This is a genomic window from Streptomyces sp. NPDC048290 (assembly GCF_040652095.1).
Classification (GTDB): Bacteria; Actinomycetota; Actinomycetes; order Streptomycetales; family Streptomycetaceae; genus Streptomyces.
Window position 1 is genome coordinate 132,344 of record NZ_JBEZLM010000003.1, and the last position, 16,645, is coordinate 148,988.

At 71.6% G+C, this 16,645-nt stretch carries 16 protein-coding genes; 9 read left to right on the forward strand and 7 right to left on the reverse strand.

Annotated features, from left to right (window positions below; all coding sequences use genetic code 11):
- Positions 1-2 precede the first annotated feature (2 nt).
- A complete protein-coding gene (locus AB0D49_RS05425; RefSeq protein WP_362752061.1) occupies positions 3-1,856 on the reverse strand; it encodes a LamG-like jellyroll fold domain-containing protein in 1,854 nt (617 codons plus the stop codon).
- A gap of 114 nt (positions 1,857-1,970) precedes the next feature.
- Entirely contained in the window at positions 1,971-2,462 is a 492-nt protein-coding gene (locus AB0D49_RS05430; RefSeq protein WP_362751097.1) for a hypothetical protein, read from the reverse strand.
- 160 nt (positions 2,463-2,622) lie between these two features.
- Between AB0D49_RS05430 and AB0D49_RS05435 the strand changes: the two genes are divergently transcribed.
- On the forward strand, positions 2,623-3,963 hold the full coding sequence (locus tag AB0D49_RS05435; RefSeq protein ID WP_362751099.1) for a 6-phospho-beta-glucosidase: 1,341 nt from the start codon (positions 2,623-2,625) through the stop codon (positions 3,961-3,963).
- Positions 3,964-4,007: 44 nt separating this feature from the next.
- Positions 4,008-4,274: a hypothetical protein gene (locus AB0D49_RS05440; RefSeq protein WP_362751102.1), complete on the forward strand. Its 267-nt coding sequence runs from the start codon at positions 4,008-4,010 to the stop codon at positions 4,272-4,274.
- A 201-nt stretch (positions 4,275-4,475) separates the two neighbouring features.
- Here AB0D49_RS05440 and AB0D49_RS05445 read toward each other — a convergent pair whose 3' ends face one another.
- Both AB0D49_RS05445 and AB0D49_RS05450 read right to left on the reverse strand, forming a co-directional pair.
- The gene (locus tag AB0D49_RS05445; protein WP_362751105.1) at positions 4,476-6,149 is read right to left on the reverse strand and encodes a carbohydrate binding domain-containing protein; all 1,674 of its coding nucleotides are present in this window, start codon (positions 6,147-6,149) and stop codon (positions 4,476-4,478) included.
- A 77-nt stretch (positions 6,150-6,226) separates the two neighbouring features.
- Positions 6,227-7,369 carry an ATP-grasp domain-containing protein gene (locus tag AB0D49_RS05450; RefSeq protein ID WP_362751108.1) on the reverse strand — a complete coding sequence of 381 codons (1,143 nt, stop codon included), beginning with the start codon at positions 7,367-7,369 and terminating at the stop codon, positions 6,227-6,229.
- A 330-nt stretch (positions 7,370-7,699) separates the two neighbouring features.
- On the opposite strand from AB0D49_RS05450, the gene AB0D49_RS05455 reads away from it, so the two are divergent.
- Positions 7,700-8,560, forward strand: coding sequence for a metallophosphoesterase (locus AB0D49_RS05455; protein WP_362751111.1), 861 nt, complete (start codon positions 7,700-7,702; stop codon positions 8,558-8,560).
- Positions 8,557-9,252: a 4'-phosphopantetheinyl transferase superfamily protein gene (locus AB0D49_RS05460; RefSeq protein WP_362751114.1), complete on the forward strand. Its 696-nt coding sequence runs from the start codon at positions 8,557-8,559 to the stop codon at positions 9,250-9,252. Before AB0D49_RS05455 ends, AB0D49_RS05460 begins: the two co-directional genes overlap by 4 nt.
- A 46-nt stretch (positions 9,253-9,298) precedes the next feature.
- On the opposite strand, the gene AB0D49_RS05465 is transcribed toward AB0D49_RS05460, so the two are convergent.
- The 3 genes from AB0D49_RS05465 to AB0D49_RS05475 form a co-directional block, all read right to left on the reverse strand.
- A complete protein-coding gene (locus AB0D49_RS05465; RefSeq protein ID WP_362751117.1) occupies positions 9,299-9,544 on the reverse strand; it encodes a hypothetical protein in 246 nt (81 codons plus the stop codon).
- Between the two features lie 163 nt (positions 9,545-9,707).
- Positions 9,708-10,229 (reverse strand): toxin-antitoxin system, toxin component, encoded by a 522-nt coding sequence (locus AB0D49_RS05470; protein WP_362752064.1) that lies wholly within the window; start codon positions 10,227-10,229, stop codon positions 9,708-9,710.
- A 59-nt stretch (positions 10,230-10,288) separates the two neighbouring features.
- The gene (locus AB0D49_RS05475) at positions 10,289-10,951 is read right to left on the reverse strand and encodes a helix-turn-helix transcriptional regulator (RefSeq protein WP_362751120.1); all 663 of its coding nucleotides are present in this window, start codon (positions 10,949-10,951) and stop codon (positions 10,289-10,291) included.
- 223 nt (positions 10,952-11,174) lie between these two features.
- On the opposite strand from AB0D49_RS05475, the gene AB0D49_RS05480 reads away from it, so the two are divergent.
- The 5 genes from AB0D49_RS05480 to AB0D49_RS05500 all read left to right on the forward strand — a co-directional run bounded on the left by AB0D49_RS05480 (position 11,175) and on the right by AB0D49_RS05500 (position 16,616).
- Positions 11,175-11,849, forward strand: coding sequence for a hypothetical protein (locus AB0D49_RS05480; RefSeq protein WP_362751123.1), 675 nt, complete (start codon positions 11,175-11,177; stop codon positions 11,847-11,849).
- A gap of 448 nt (positions 11,850-12,297) precedes the next feature.
- Complete coding sequence (locus tag AB0D49_RS05485; RefSeq protein ID WP_362751126.1) at positions 12,298-13,299, forward strand: LacI family DNA-binding transcriptional regulator; 1,002 nt, start codon at positions 12,298-12,300, stop codon at positions 13,297-13,299.
- Between the two features lie 144 nt (positions 13,300-13,443).
- Positions 13,444-14,796 carry a sugar ABC transporter substrate-binding protein gene (locus tag AB0D49_RS05490; protein ID WP_362751129.1) on the forward strand — a complete coding sequence of 451 codons (1,353 nt, stop codon included), beginning with the start codon at positions 13,444-13,446 and terminating at the stop codon, positions 14,794-14,796.
- 6 nt (positions 14,797-14,802) lie between these two features.
- Complete coding sequence (locus AB0D49_RS05495) at positions 14,803-15,759, forward strand: sugar ABC transporter permease (RefSeq protein WP_362751132.1); 957 nt, start codon at positions 14,803-14,805, stop codon at positions 15,757-15,759.
- The gene (locus AB0D49_RS05500; protein ID WP_362751135.1) at positions 15,756-16,616 is read left to right on the forward strand and encodes a carbohydrate ABC transporter permease; all 861 of its coding nucleotides are present in this window, start codon (positions 15,756-15,758) and stop codon (positions 16,614-16,616) included. Before AB0D49_RS05495 ends, AB0D49_RS05500 begins: the two co-directional genes overlap by 4 nt.
- The last annotated feature ends 29 nt before the right edge of the window (positions 16,617-16,645 follow it).

A 16,645-nucleotide genomic window follows, 5' to 3' on the forward strand; every position in this document is an offset into this window, starting at 1 on the left:
CGTCAACGGTTCATGAACTGGGAGACCGGCAGCGCCCGGTCCACCACCCGTACGTCACCGAGCCAGCCGTGGTGGATCTGGTCGATCCGGCCGCCGTACTCGTAGCCGCCGAGGAGCCAGGGCAGGCCGAGCGTGGCCAGTCCGGTGGAGCGGGCGGTGGGGTTGCGGACGACCGGGCAGCCGTCGACGTACAGCGTGGTGTGGCGGCCGTCGTTGACCACGGCCGCGTGCCACCAGGTCTCCCGGGACGTCTCATGGCTCCAGTTGGTGAGCACGCCCTGGTGGTTCAGCGGGCGCACGGCCCACTGGAGGGCAGGCCCGTCCGACAGGGACAGCGTCGTCAGGGACTCCTCCGGGTCGCCGCCGGGTCCGGCCTGCGCCTGGGTGCCGGTGCGGCTGATCAGCCCGCCCCAGGCGTTGCGCGAGCCGGTCCAGTCGGCGGGCACCTTGAAGAACGCCTCGACGGTGTAGCCGCGCGGGAAGGTCTCCGCGTTCAACGGCGCCCCGTCGACGGTCTTCAGATAGGCGCCCCGCAGCGGCGACTTCCCCGCCACGAACCGCAGGCTGCCATGGCCCGGCTGGTCCGGGTGGTGGTCGTCCGACCAGGTCAGCGTCCCGTCCAGGACCCGCTGGAGGGTCAGGTCGTTGCCCCGCCCCGACAGGTCACGGACCGTGCCGGTCACCTCGTCCCCGGCCCGCCGCCCGTCGAAGCGCCAGTACGCCAGCGTGCCGCGCACCAGCAGCGCCGGTGCCGGACGGGCGGGCCGCGCGGGCACCGGGGCGAACCCGGCGAACCGCCGCTCGAAGTCGATCTCCACCGAGAACCGGTCCGTGTCCCCGGTCATCTCGATCTCCCGCCGCTCCAGCGCGTTCAGCCCCTTGGCCGCCCGCCCCAGGATCCACGGCGACACCGTCTCCACGTCGATGGTGTTCCGGTCCAGGTCGAACCGGTACAGCCGGATCATCGCCGCGCCGCCGAAGTAGCGGTTCTGGTAGTTCGTCAGATGCAGATGGACGTCGTTCCCGGCCGCGTTGCGCCGCACGGCCCGCGCGGCGGGCCAGTAGTGGCCGTTCAGGGTCAGGAAGATCTGGTCGTGCTCGGATATCAGCCGGTCCCACAGCTTCTGTCCGTACCCGGACAGCGCGTCGTCGCCGTGGACCAGTTCATGGGTGGTGAGCACCACGGGCGCCTTCGGATGGGCCGCGATGACCTGCCTGGCCCAGTCGAAGCCCTTCTCCGACAGCCGCCAGTCCAGCGCCAGCACCAGCCACTGCCGTCCGGCCGCCGTGAACAGGTGGTACTGGTTGTAGCCGTCCGGTGAGGCACCGCCGAAGGTGCGCCGCCCCCGGTGCCGGTGCGGGCCGAACGCGGTCAGGAACGGGCTGGGGCCGCGCTGGTCGTCGGTGGAGGAGCGGATGTCGTGGTTGCCCGCGACCACGCTGTAGCCGACGCCCTGCCGGTCCAGCAGACGGAACGCGCGGCTCGCGGCGTCGATCTCGGCCTCCGTGCCGTTCTCGGTGAGATCGCCGAGGTGGGACAGGAAGACGATGTTCTCGTCCCGGCCGTGCTCCAGCAGATAGCGCAGCGACGCCTCGACCGGCTCCGCGTCGATGCTGGGCCCGTCGAACAGGTACTGCGTGTCGGGCATCACGGCCAGGGTGAACCGGCGGCTGTCCGGGTCGGGCCGCCAGGCGCCCGCCGGGGCCGCCTCGGCGACACCGCCGGGCAGTGACACCGACGCGGTGGCGGCGGCCCCCAGCAGCGCGGTCGCCCGCAGGAACGTACGCCGGGCGGCATCGGCCTGCGGGGCCTCGCACCGGGCCTGGTCGGGTCCGTGGTCGGGTCCGTCGGCGATCGGGTCGTGCGAAGTGCACACGGGGAACTCCGTGGGTGGATGGGATGGGACAAGGACCGTGGGGGAGGCACAGCAGGGGGGAGTCGGGGGGAGTCGGGGGGAGTAGGGGCGAGTTCAGGTGGTCCGCAGGGGCCGCGCCCGGCGGTTCCCGCCCGGTGGCAGTGCCGGGCGGCCCCCACCGGCCTCGTGGCGGCGCGCCACCTCCGTCGGTACGGGGGGCGGTTCGCGCAGCTCCCCCGGTGACCGGCGGGCGACCGGTGGCAGGTCCAGCAGACAGACGAGGGCGCCGCGTGGCGCGAAGGGCTCGTCCCGGGCGGTCGTGATCCGCAGCCGGACCCCGCTCCCGCACGGCAGGGGCAGCGGCAGCGCCGCCGTCTCACCGGGGCACAGCGCGGGCAGCGCGACCGGCACGGTCCGCACCCCGCCCGAGGGCAGCGGCAGCACCCAGTGCGCCCGCAGCCAGTCCAGGCCCCGGACGCGCTGGGCGTTGCCGAGGACCGGTCCCTCGTGCCGGAAGCACTCCAGCCGGACCGGCGCCGCGCCCACGCGCTGTTCGTACCGCCCGGCGCCCGTGTCGGCGCGTCCGGCGGCTCTGCCGTCACTCACCCGGTGGACAATGCCGTGGCCCCCGGACCGCCGGATGAAGCCGCCCTGAAGCCTCGGGGTGCCCTCGATGTCCGGCCAGTGGTGACGCTGATCAGCAGTAACCTCGACAGCCGGACAGTACGACCACGACAACGACCACGACAACGAAGGCGGAGACGGCGTGAGGCTGACGATTCTGGGCGGCGGCGGGTTCCGGGTCCCCCTGGTGTACGGGGCGCTGCTCGCCGACCGCGCCGAGGGCCGGGTCACCGAGGTCGTCCTGCACGACCTGGACTCCGCCCGGCTGTCCGCCGTCACCCGGGTACTCGCGGACCAGGCCGCCGCCGTGCCCGGCGCGCCGCGCGTCACCGCGACCACCGATCTGGACGAGGCCCTGCGCGGCGCCGACTTCGTGTTCTCCGCGATCCGGGTCGGCGGTCTTGAGGGCCGGGCGCAGGACGAGCGGGTGGCGCTCGCCGAGGGCGTCCTCGGCCAGGAGACGGTCGGTGCGGGCGGGATCGCCTACGGTCTGCGGACCGTGCCGGTGGCCGTGGACATCGCCCGCCGGGTCGCCCGGCTCGCCCCCGACGCCTGGGTCATCAACTTCACCAACCCCGCCGGGCTGGTCACCGAGGCCATGTCCCGCCACCTCGGCGACCGGGTCGTCGGCATCTGTGACTCACCGGTCGGCCTCGGCCGCCGTATCGCCCGGGTCCTCGGCGTGGCGAACCCCGCCGAGGCGTGGATCGACTACGCCGGGCTCAACCACCTCGGCTGGGTGCGCGGGCTGCGCGTCGGCGGGCGGGACGAACTGCCGCGGCTGCTCGCCGACCCCGCGCTGCTCGGCTCGTTCGAGGAGGGCAGGCTGTTCGGCCCGGACTGGCTGCGCGCGCTGGGCGCGATCCCCAACGAGTATCTGCACTACTACTACTTCAACCGGGAGACCGTCAGCGCCTACCAGCGGGCCGAGCGGACCCGTGGCGCCTTCCTCCGCGACCAGCAGGCCGCCTTCTACGCCGAGGCGGGCGACCCGGCGGCGCCCGCCCTCGCCGCCTGGGAACGGACCCGGGCCGAGCGCGAGGCCACCTACATGGCGGAGAACAGGGAGAGCGCCGGGGCGGGGGAGCGCGAGGCCGACGACCTGTCCGGCGGGTACGAGAAGGTGGCCCTCGCCCTGATGCGGGCCATCGCCCGGGACGAGCGCACCACCCTGATCCTCAACGTCCGCAACGGGACGACCCTCGCCGGGCTCGACGCGGAGGCGGTCGTGGAGGTGCCCTGCCTGGTGGACGCCAACGGGGCCCACCCGGTCGCGGTGGACCCGCTGCCCGGCCACGCGACCGCGCTGGTGTGCGCGGTGAAGGCGGTCGAGCGTCAGGTGCTGGCGGCGGCGGCAACCGGGTCGCGGACGGCCGCGGTGACGGCGTTCGCCCTGCATCCGCTGGTCGACTCGGTGACGGTCGCGCGGCGGCTGGTCGACGGCTATACGGCGGTGCATCCGGGTCTGGCGTATCTCCGCTGACGCACCGCCTCGCCGCCGCGGATCCCGGGTCCCGGTGAACCGGATTGGTCGCCTCCGCGACACCCGGAGTTCGCCTGCCGACCCTGGGACGCGACCACACGACGGCGGCGCGGGCGGCTGATCGCGGAGGCGGTGAGCCCGAGGCCGCCACCCGCGCGCTCTGCGCCCATCTCGGCGTCGACCGGGAGCCGTCGATGCTCGACTACGGCAGCCAGGACCACGGAGTCTTCCGCCCCCAGCTCGGCGACTGGAGCAGCACGATCAGGTCCGGCCGTGTCCAGACCGCCCGCCCCGCCGCCGCGGACATTTAACTGCCGCCCTGCCTAGGTGAGTTGGCGAAAGCGTGGGGGTACCCGGATGAGGTCCGGTCGGTCGGACCAGGGGCGTGGACACGAGAACACCGGGCACCCCCACGCGGTCATACGGGCCGATGGTTCCGGCCGGGTCGCGTCGTTCGGTCAGGTCGGGCTGTTGGTCGGGTCTGTTCGTTCGGGTCGCGCTGTGTGGTCGTATCAGCCCGTGAACCCGGCCGTGACCGACGTGAACTGCCAGTTGTTCTGGGCGATGCCGGAGCAGTTGCTGGTGACTCCGCCTCCCGGGCAGGGGCGGTCGCGGTTGACGGACCAGAACGCCAGCCGGGCCAGATGGCGGGCGTTGGCCCAGTCACGGATCTGCGTCCAGGTCTGGACGGAGGTCAGCTCCTGCTGGTCGCTGAGCCCGTTCATGCCGGAGATGCCCATATGGGCGTAGGCGGTGGCGTCGTCCCAGCCGAAGACCGACTTCAGCTTGTTCTTCAGCCCCTCGGACGCGTTCACCGTGTTGCCGTACATGTCGGCGCCGCCGCCGAAGTCGAACGGCATGATGGTGAACACATCAATATTGGCGTTGAGCGCCCTGGCCTGCTCGATGAGCCGGTTGCCCCAGGTGGTGGGACCGGTCGTCGAGGTGCCGAAGGTGATGACGGTCCGCAGCCCGGGGTTGGCGGCCTTGACGATCCGCAGCGCGTTCAGGATCCGGTCCTGCACCACCGCGTTCTCGAATTCGTCGGTGTTCTCGATGTCGACGTCGATCGCCTTGAGGCCATAGGCGTCGATGACCCGCTGATAGGCGCCCGCGAGGGCCTGGGCGGTGGCGCAGTTGGGCCCGAGCTTGTTGCCGCTCCAGCCGCCGATCGAGGGCACGACGTCCCCGCCCGCCGCCCGGATGGAGTTGATGACCGCCTGGTCGTTGCCGCCGGTCAGCGCCCGGTTGCCGTCCCAGGCGGGGTTGCAGCCACCGGAGGACAGGATGAACGCCATGGTGAACCACTTGATCCCGGTCGCGCTCATCACCGTCGGCGCGCTCGGCGGATCGCCCCAGCCGAGATACAGATAGGGCGCGGCCTGCTTGAACCCGGTGTCACCCCCGGGCCCGGTGGTGACCGTGATCGCGTTGGACGGCCCCGACCGGTTCCCGGCGAGATCCCGCGCCCGCACGGTGAAGGTGTACGTGGTGCCGGGCGCGAGCCCGGCCACCGTGGCGGTGGTCCCCGACACGCTGAGCACCTGACTCGCCCCGCTGTAGAGGTCGTAGGCGGTGACCCCCACGTCGTCCGTGGACGCGTTCCAGGCGAGGCTCACGGTCGTCCCGGTCTGCGCGGTGGAGCGCAGCGCGCCCGGCACGGTCGGCGCCTGGGTGTCCGGAGGGCCGCCGGGCCCGTCCAGGCTGATGTCGTCGGCCTGGTAGGTGCCCTGGCCGTACCAGCCGTGGACATACACGGTCGCGCTGGTCTGGGTGGCGCCGGTGGTGAACGACAGACTGAGCTGGGCGTACCCGGACGGTGAGGTCGTCCAGGTCGAACCGCCGCCGTCGACCCCGAGATAGACATACGCCCCGCGGACCCAGCCGGTCAGCGCGTACGTGGTGCCGGGTCGCACGGCGACGGTCTGGGCGCACCGGGCGATGTCGCTCGCGCTCGCCGCGCCCTGGAGCGCCCGCGCACCACCGCGCACGGGGCTGGAGACGACCGACCCGAGGTTCCCGGAGCAGGTCCACGGCGTAAGAGCGCCGGACTCGAACCCCGGGTTGGTCAGCACATTGGCCGCATGGGCCGTACCGGGCAGGGCCACGGCCCCGGCGAGCGCGAGGGCCACGGCCCCGCACAGGGCGAGCAGCCGACGGCCCCTTCTGAAACGTGGGTTGCGCACGCGATCTCCCTGGATGGTGTGGGGTGTTCGGGAGTACGAGTGGTGCGGTGTGTGCAACCCAAGTTGGTATGGACCAATTACGGTGTCAAGGGCTGGAGCGGCAACACCTCGGCCGGAGTCCGCACGGCCGCCGCGGGCTGCTGCGCGGGCACCGCCGCCCGAGCGGGCTCCGGTTCCTCCGTACGCTGCGCCGGTACGGAATCCAGCAGCGGCCGGGGCCCCGACACCACCGTGTAGTCCTGCCCCAGGAACGGTGGCGCGATCTCGCCCGGGTCCTCGCCGAGCGCCAGCCGCACCGCCGCCCAGGGGACATTGATCCCGCACTGCGAGAGCTGGTGCAGCCCGCCCGCCGGGCGCGCGTTGACATCCATCAGCACCGGACGGTCACCGAACATCCGGAACTGGATGTTGGAGAGATAGTGCAGCCCGAAGCCCTCCGCGGTCAGCCGGGCCGGGCCGATCCACTGCTCGCTCAGCGTGAACCCGCGCCGCCGCCCGTTCTTGGTCCGCCCCACCGCCAGCCGCACCCGGTTGTCCGGCCCGGTCAGACAGTCCACCGACACCTCCGGCTGCTCCAGCCGAGGCATCACCAGCCAGTCCACCGGCTCATCGGCCTCACGCAGCGCCTGAAGCACCAGATCCAACTGCACATACGGCGTCGGGAAGCCGTTGAGATGCATCAGCGAGAACGGCGCCCGGGTGATCACCCGGAACCCGACCCCGCCCGCCCCCGACGCGGGCTTGAAGCACGCCTTGTATCCGCGCGCCTCCAACTCCTCGACGGCGGCGAGGAGTTCGTCCGCGCCGCGCACCCGCCACCACGGCGGCACCGGCACCCCGATCGCCTGCACGGCCTCATAGGCGATCACCTTGTCCTGGAACACCGCGACCGCCTCCGGGGGCGGCGCCAGCAGCGCCGTGCCCACCGCCTCGAACTCCGCCCGGTGCGCCACGATCGCCGACTGGTTCATCCGGGGCACGAACACATCGATGCCGCGCCGCCCGCACTGGTCGAGCGCGTACTCCACGTACCCCGCCGGGGACAGCCCCTCCGGCTCCAGCTCGGCGGTGTCGGCGGCGGCCAGCACGGGGGAGTCGGGGTCACCGTGGGTGGCGTGGATCTCGACGGCCCGGTCGCTGGGATTTCGCCGCAGCTGATCCATGAAGAACACGTTCTCCGCGTACGTGCGGTTGAGCCAGACGCGTACGCGAGAGACCATCCAGGGCCGTCCTTCCACGGTTCACGGGCATGACGAAGCGCGTCCGTGCCCGGACAGGGGTGGTTGTGGGATGCACCGAGCCGCCTGCGTGGCAGGGAGGTCGCGGCGGGTGGTGTCGGGGCGATCATACGGGGTGCCGGGAACCCTGCGTGCAACATGCGTGTTACGGATTTTCCGATGATGTCCCCCCGGAACGCAGGGTCCCGTTCACCGCCGCGACGGACGCGTACGCCAGGCGTCCGGCCCGCCGCGGACCCCCTTGCCCGCCCCCTGGGGAGTGTGATCTCGTGGTCACGTCTTGTTGATCCAAGGTGATCCAAGGGGGTACGGGTGACATCCACGGCCGGCGGCACCGGTCAACTGCTGGCCATCAGCGATCTGCACATCGGGTACGCGGAGAACCGCGCCCTGGTGGAGCGGATGCGCCCGGAGACGGACGACGACTGGCTGCTGGTGGCCGGCGACGTCGCCGAGACCGTCGCCGACATCGAGTGGGCCCTCAGCACCCTCGCGAGCCGCTTCCGCAAGGTCGTCTGGGCCCCCGGCAACCACGAACTGTGGACCCATCCCAAGGACACCGTGACCCTGCGCGGCGTCCCGCGCTACGAGCGGCTCGTCGCCCTCTGCCGCGACCTCGGCGTCCTCACCCCCGAGGACCCCTACCCCCTGTGGCAGACCCCCGAGGGCCCGGTCGCCGTCGCCCCCCTCTTCCTCCTCTACGACTACTCCTGGCTCCCGCCCGGCAGCACCACCAAGGAACACGGCCTGGAGTACGCCCACTCCACCGGCATCGTCTGCACCGACGAGTTCCTGCTGCACCCCGACCCGTACCCCAGCCGCGAGGCGTGGTGCCGGGACCGGATCGCGTACACCGAGGCCCGGCTCGCCGCGCTCCCCGACGACCTCCCCACCGTCCTCATGAACCACTACCCCCTGGACCGCCACCCCACCGAGGTGCTCTGGCACCCCGAGTTCGCCATGTGGTGCGGCACGGCCGCCACCGCCGACTGGCACCGCCGCTTCCGGGTACGGACCATGGTCTACGGCCATCTCCACATCCCCCGGACCACCTTCCACGACGGGGTCCGCTTCGAAGAGGTCTCCGTGGGCTACCCGCGCGAGTGGCGCCGCCGCGCCGAACCCCCCGGCAAGCTGCGCCGGATCAGGACCGAGGAGGTCGCCGCCCGGTGATCGAGCAGCTGCTGCCCGCCTCCGTCGTCGCCGTGGAGACCTTCGCCCACGACGACACCGCCGAGGCGGCCCTCTACCCCGAAGAGGCGGCCCTCGTCGCCGGCGCCGTGCCCAAGCGGCGCCGGGAGTTCGCCACCGTGCGGGTCTGCGCCCGCGCCGCCATGGAGGGGCTCGGCGTCCCGCCCCGGCCCGTGCTGCCCGGCGAGCGCGGCGCCCCCGGCTGGCCCGACGGACTGCTCGGCTCCATGACCCACTGCGAGGGCTACGCCGCCGCCGCGCTCGCCCGCGAGGGCGACCTCGTCTCGCTCGGCATCGACGCCGAACCCCATGGGCCGCTCCCCGAAGGTGTCCTGGAGGCGGTGGCGCTGCCCGCCGAGCGGGACCGGCTGACCCGGCTGGCCGCCCTGCGCCCCGGACTGCACTGGGACCGGCTGCTGTTCAGCGCCAAGGAGTCCGTCTACAAGGCGTGGTTCCCGCTGACCCGCGCCTGGCTGGACTTCTCGGAGGCGGACATCGACCTCGTCCCCGACCCCGGCACCGACCCCGGCCCCGGTGCCTCCTCCGGGACCCTGCGCGCCGAACTCCTCGTCCCCGGCCCGCTCGTCGCCGGTCGCCGACTGACCCACTTCGAGGGCCGCTGGACGGTCCAGCGGGGCTTGGCGACGACGGCGGTGGTGGTGCCACCGGTCTGACGGGCCGGGGGACACAGGGCCGGGGCGCGAGGTCCGCCGGGGGCGGCTACGGCGTCCCGGACGAGGGGCACCAGCCGCCCAGCATCCGGAAGAACGCCTCCTCGTTGCCGCTCAGTCCGGCCTCCTCCAGCGCCCGGTCCGCCTCGGCGAGCACGGCGGGCGGCACCACCCGGGGCCGGGTCGCCCCAGGTGGCCCGGCGTCTCCGTCACAGGCCGCCCTGACCGTGTGCAGCAGGCGCAGATACGCCTGGAGGGCGGCGCGTTCACGATCGGTCAGCAGTACGGTCTGCATGGGGCGGCTCTCCCTCGCTCGGTCCACGCACCCGGACATCCGGGACGCGACCTCCAGCTTGCCAACCACCACTGACAATCCGTCCGGACCAGCGGTGTCCGGTCACCCTTTTGACGGGGCGAGGCGTGGCGGGGCAGACGGGTCGTACGGGTTGCGCGGTGCGCTACTCCCGCCCCGGGTACCCGAGCGACGCCTCGATGCGGCCCGCCAGGTCGTCCCGCTGGCCGCGCTGCTCCGCCCCGGCCAGCCAGCCCCGGCAGCGGCTCGCCAGGAGCAGCCCGAAGACCTCGGCGTCCCGCTCCTCCGCGAGGTCGAAGCGGGTACGGGCGGCGACCGCGCGGACGGCCGCCTGGAGATCGGCGGTGTCCCGCAGCAGCCGCGCGGCGACCTCGGCGCCCTGCACCGGGTGGCCATGGTGCCCGGCGGCCATGTGCCACAACTCGTGCCCGAGGATGACCAGTTGGTGATCGGGCGCCGTGCGCTCCTCGACCACCACCAGGTCCTGGTCGGCCAGGTCGATCCACAGCCCGCTCGCCGCGCTGCGCGGGAACACCGCCGTACGGAACAGCACGGGGCGGCCACGGCGGCGGCTCATCGCCGCGCACAGCGCGCGGTACAGATCGGCCGGCGGGGCGGGCGCGGGGAGGATCAGCTCCGCGACCAGCTCGCCGCACAGACGGCGCATGTCCTTACCGATGCGCACAGACACTCCCCACGGTCCCGACGGTCCCCAAGGTCACCGGCTCACGTCTCGGGCCGTTTGACGCTCTCCAGGAGCATGTCCAGCCATTCGGCGACCTTGTCACGGTGCTGGTCGGTGGGCAGTTGGGCGGCGCGCCAGGCGATACCGCGCACCCCGTGGTCCTGGAGCAGCTTCTCCAGCGGGTCCTCGGCGGCGGCCCGCGCGGCGGCCTCGCGGTCGCGGTCGGCGAGCTTCTGGAGCAGTTCCTGCTCGGTGCGCTGGAGGGCGTCGGCGAGCGCCTCGGGGTCCTCGGCGGTGAGGAATCCGGCGTGCACCCGGAAGAACCGCTGGATGGCGTCGCAGTGCTCCATCGTGGGCCGCCGGTCGCCGTTGATAAGGGCGCCCGCCTGCTGCCGGGACATCCCGGCGCCGTCCGCGATCTCCTGCTGGGTGTGCTTGCGGCCGTTGGGCTTGACGCGGGTGCGGCGCAGCAGGTCGAGGCGCTGGAGGAAGCGCGCCTGCACATCGGGTTCGCCCGCGGTCCGGCCGGCCAGCAGATCGCGCACCACGGGCTCGGGGACCCCGCAGGCCACCGAGAGCCGGGTGGTGTCGAAGACCTCGGAGTGGGGGATGCCCAGCCGGTCGGCGAGTGCGCTCACGCGGTCGACGACGGCCGACAGCACCACCGACGCGGCGGCGTCCTGAACCTCGTAGCCATCCGTCACCGACGTGTCTCCTACGTTTCTCACAGCCATCTCTCAAGCGGTTGCCGTGAACTTCCCGGAGCGTAGCGGTTCGTTCGAACTCACATCCAGGTCTCGCCACAACTGTGGCCAATTTCAGCCGTCAACCGTCGCAGAATGCCACGATAGTTGACACAGCTCGGTTCCGGGCCGCAGGATCAATGCGCCGCGAGAAGGCCGCATAGGCAAGAGGGGTGACCTCCCGATGGCGAACCAGGCAGGTGGGCAGCGGTCCGTACCGCGGTCCCTCCCCGCGAGCCGTGAGGCCCAGGCGTATCTCCAGGACTACGCCTCGCTCCTCGACGCCCTCTCCTTCCCGGCCTTCGTCGTCGACCGCAGTTGGGACGTGGTCCTGGCGAACAGCGCGTTCGAGACACTTTTCCGCGAGGTCGGTCCCCATCCGACGGCCATGCCGCACGACAACTTCCTGCGGTTCGTCCTCTTCCACCCGGACGCCTCCGCCGTGCTCGGCGACCATGAGACCCAGTGGTGTCTGCCGATGCTGGCCCACTTCGCGTCCTCGGTCGAGCGCCACAGCCATGACCACCAGCTCCAGTCCATCCGCCGGGACATCGCCCAGGACCCGATCATGGAGGCCGCCTTCCGCCAGGGGCTGCCGCACTGGATCCGCGCGATGGGGGAGTACGCGTTCGAGCACGACGGGGCGGTGCGTCCGCTGCACCACCCCGATCCGCGCTGGGGCACCACGGACTGCCGGGTGGTCGGCGAGACCCCCCGGGCCCTGCGGGAACTGGGCTGCACCCGGCTGACGCTGGTCCTGCGCGAGAGCCGTAAGCCGACACCCGCTCCGCGCCGTCACCGCCGGGAGCGGCGGACCGGGGCGAGCCATCTGAGCGTGGTCCGCACGCCCGAGGTCTGACCGGGCACCGTCGGCGTTCAGGTCGCCGACGGCGCCTCGGTCGAACTCCCTCCACCATCACGGCCGGGCGGCGCCGTTTCTGTCGCCGGGCCACGGAACACGTATGCGCCGGGACCGCCTCCGTCCCCAGGGCGCCGAACCCGCCCCCGTCACCGCTCCGGCCTCCCACCGGAAGCCCTCCCGGAGCCCCCCGGTACCGCCCCCCCAAGCCACTACCGGCGCCGCGCTGGCCCCTCACCTCCCCACCGAAAGCCACCGGCACCGTTCCCGCCCCCCAGCCCCCGCCTCGCCGCTGAACCGCCCCGCCACAGGACCGCCCCGCCCCTCCCCCCGCCCCGCAACCACGCAAACCCACCCCCCTCCACCCCCCAACCCCCACCCCACCCCCCGCCCGAAAACCGCTTCCGCTACGCAAGTCGCTTGCGCACCTTGCGCTATTCTTGCGGGTATGACGCGACGACTTGCTGAAGTGGCGAAGAAGGTCGGGGTCAGCGAGGCGACGGTGAGCCGGGTGCTGAACGGCAAGCCAGGAGTCTCCGAGGCCACCCGGCAGTCGGTGCTGTCCGCGCTCGACGTGCTCGGCTACGAACGCCCCACGCAGTTGCGCGGCGAACGCGCCCGGCTGGTCGGCCTGGTGCTGCCGGAGTTGCAGAACCCCATCTTCCCGGCCTTCGCCGAGGTGATCGGCGGTGCGCTCGCCCAGCTCGGGCTGACCCCGGTGCTGTGCACCCAGACCAAGGGCGGCGTCTCCGAGGCGGACTATGTGGAGCTGCTGCTCCAGCAGCAGGTCTCCGGTGTGGTCTTCGCGGGCGGGCTGTTCGCCCAGCAGGACGCCCCGCACGACCACTACCGGCGGCTCGCCGCCCGCAACATCCCGGTGGTGCTGGTCAACGCGGCCATCGACCACCTCGGCTTCCCTGGCGTCTCCTGCGACGACGCGGTCGCCGTGCAGCAGGCGTGGCGCCATCTCGCCTCCCTCGGGCACGAGCGGATCGGCCTGGTGCTGGGCCCCGGCGACCACGTCCCCTCGGCCCGCAAGCTGGCCGCCGCCCGGGAGGCCGCGGGCGGTGCGCTGCCGGACGAGCATGTGGCGCGGGCGATGTTCTCCATCGAGGGCGGTCACGCCGCCGCGGCCAAGCTGATCGACCGCGGTGTGACCGGCTTCATCTGCGCCAGCGACCCCCTCGCCCTCGGGGTCGTCCGGGCCGCCCGCCGCAAGGGTCTCGACGTGCCGTCACGGATCTCCGTCGTGGGCTATGACGACTCCGCGCTGATGAACTGCACCGAGCCCCCGCTGACCACCGTCCGCCAGCCCATCGAGTCGATGGGCCGGGCCGTGGTGGAACTGCTCAACGCGCAGATCGGCGGCAGCGCGGTGCCCACCGAGGAACTGCTCTTCGAACCGGAACTGGTGGTGCGCGGTTCCACCGCGCAAGCGCCGCGCGACTGAGCCCCACCGGACGGCTTTTCTCTGTCAGTTTATTGCAATCGTCACGCGACATCTTGCGTGATGCTGCCGTCGGTGCTTGAGTGTGCGACGCCCATCCGCTCGGCCCGAAGGGGCTCAGCGGCTCCTGCCCGAAGGGGTCCACCGATGAGAAGCTCCGGGTTCCGCCGCACCTTCGTCAGCCTCGCCGCCGGTGCCATCTCCCTCACCGCCCTGACCGCGTGCGGTTCGGGCGACGAGGGCACCGCGAGCGGCAAGACCCAGATCACGGTCAACTGCATGCCGCCCAAGAGCGCCAAGGTCGACCGCCAGTTCTTCGAGCAGGACGTCGCCGCCTTCGAGAAGGCCAACCCGGACATCGACGTCGTGCCGCACGACGCCTTCCCCTGTCAGGACCCGAAGACCTTCGACGCCAAGCTCGCCGGGGGCCAGATGGAGGACGTGTTCTACACGTACTTCACCGACGCCAAGCATGTCGTGGACATCGACCAGGCCGCGGACCTCACCCCGTACATCAAGGAGCTGAAGAGCTACGAGACGATCCAGCAGCAGCTGCGGGACATCTACACCGTCGGCGGCAAGATCTACGGCATTCCGCGCACCGGCTACTCGATGGGGCTGATCTACAACCGGGCGCTGTTCGAGGAGGCCGGGCTCGACCCCGACCAGCCGCCCGCCACCTGGGACGAGGTCCGCGCCGCCGCCAAGAAGATCGCCGCGCTCGGCGACGGCACCGTCGGCTACGCCGACTACAGCGCCCAGAACCAGGGCGGCTGGCACTTCACCGCCGAGCTGTACTCCCAGGGCGGCGACGTGGTCAGCGCCGATGGTAAGTCGGCCACCATCGACACCCCCGAGGGCAGGGCCGTCCTCCAGACGCTGCACGACATGCGCTGGACCGACGAGTCGATGGGCACCAAGCAGCTCCTCGTCATCAACGACGTCCAGCAGATGATGGGCTCCGGCAAGCTCGGCATGTACCTCTCCGCCCCGGACAACATCCCGATCCTGGTCAAGGAGAAGGGCGCCAAGTACGAGGACATGGCCCTCGCGCCGATGCCCGGCGGCAACGGCACCCTCATAGGCGGCGACGGCTACATGTTCAACAAGAACGCCGGCCCCGAGGAGATCCGCGCCGGGCTGAAGTGGCTCGACGCCATGTTCCTCACCCCCGGTGACGGCTTCCTCGGCGATTACGCCCGAGCCAAGGAGAACGACGCCCCCGTCGGCCTGCCCGAGCCGCGGCTGTTCACCGGCGCCGCCGACGAGAAGGACCAGCAGGTCAAGGAAGCCAACGCCAATGTCCCGGTGGAGAACTACCAGGCGTTCCTGGACGGCAACCAGAGCCTCGACATGAAGATCGAGCCGCCCAGCGCCCAGCAGATCTACTCCGTCCTCGACGGGGTCGTCTCCGCCGTCCTCACCAAGGAGGACGCCGACATCGACGGACTGCTGAAGGACGCCTCCGGCAAGATCGACGACATCCTCGCCCGGGGCTGACCCGCGATGACCAAGACGGCACAACGGCGGACCGCGGCCAAGGTCGCGGTCCGCCCGGTGAAGGCGGCGCCCCCGGCAGGGGACCGGGGGCGGCGCCGCCTCACCGACCAGGTCCGCGCCTACGGCTTCCTGCTCGGCGGACTGATCTGCTTCGCCCTGTTCTCCTGGTACCCGGCGATCCGCGCGGTGGTCATCGCCTTCCAGAAGTACACCCCGGGCTCCGCGCCCGAATGGGTCGGCACGGAGAACTTCACCCGGGTCTGGGGCGACCCCGAGTTCGCGGCGGCCTGGAAGAACACCTTCACCTTCACCGTGCTCGCCCTGCTCATCGGCTTCGCCGTGCCGTTCGTGCTCGCCCTGGTGCTGAACGAACTCCGGCACGCCAAGGCGTTCTTCCGGGTCGTGGTCTACCTCCCGGTGATGATCCCGCCGGTGGTCTCCGCCCTGCTGTGGAAGTGGTTCTACGACCCCGGCACCGGCCTCGCCAACGAAGCCCTGCGCTTTCTGCACCTGCCGACCTCGAACTGGTCCAACGGCGCCGACACCGCCCTCGTCTCCCTGGTGATCGTCGCCACCTGGGCCAACATGGGCGGCACCGTCCTGATCTACCTGGCCGCCCTCCAGTCCATCCCGGGCGAGCTGTACGAGGCCGCCGAACTCGACGGCGCCACCATCTTCCAGCGCGTCCGGCACGTCACGATCCCGCAGACCCGGTTCGTGATCCTGATGCTGATGCTGCTCCAGATCATCGCCACGATGCAGGTGTTCACCGAACCCTTCGTCATCACCGGCGGCGGCCCCGAGAACTCCACCGTCACCGTGCTCTACCTGATCTACAAGTACGCCTTCCTCTACAACGACTTCGGCGGCGCCTGCGCCCTGAGCGTGCTGCTGCTGCTCTTCCTCGGCGCCTTCTCCGCCCTGTATCTGCGGCTCACCCGCTCGGAGGGGGACAGCGCATGAGCACCCGTACCCTCGTCTCCCCGGCGTCCCTGGCCCGGCCGCGCGGCCGGGCCGTCTACTGGAGCGTCTTCACCGGGGTCGTCCTGCTGTTCGCGCTGGCGTTCCTCTTCCCCGTCTACTGGATGGTGACGGGCGCCATGAAGTCACCGGACGAGGTGGCCAGGACACCGCCCACGCTCATCCCCGAGCAGTGGGAGTTCACCGGGTACACCGACGCCTGGGAACTGATGGACCTGCCCACCCATCTGTGGAACACGGTGGTGCAGGCCGCGGGCGCCTGGTTCTTCCAGATCGTGTTGTGCACGGCCGCCGCCTACGCCCTGTCCAAGCTGCGGCCGGTGTTCGGCGGGATCGTCCTCGGCGGCATCCTGGCCACCCTGATGGTCCCGGCCCAGGCCCTCGTCGTACCCAAGTACCTGACGGTGGCCGATCTGGGGCTGCTCAACGATCCGCTGGCGATCTGGCTGCCCGCCGTCGCCAACGCCTTCAACCTCTATCTGCTCAAACGGTTCTTCGACCAGATCCCCCGCGATGTGCTGGAGGCCGCCGAGATCGACGGCGCCGGAAAGCTGCGCATCCTCTGGTCGATCGTCCTGCCGATGTCCCGGCCGGTGCTCGGGGTCGTCTCCATCTTCGCCCTGGTCGCCGTCTGGCAGGACTTCCTCTGGCCGCTGATGGTCTTCTCCGACACCGGGAAGCAGCCCATCAGCGTGGCACTGGTCCAGCTCTCCCAGAACATCCAGCTGACCGTGCTGATCGCCGCCATGGTGATCGCCAGCATCCCGATGGTCGCGATGTTCCTGATCTTCCAGCGCCACATCATCGCCGGGATCAGCGCGGGCAGCACCAAGGGCTGACACCCGCCGCCCCCCACGACCGAGAGAAA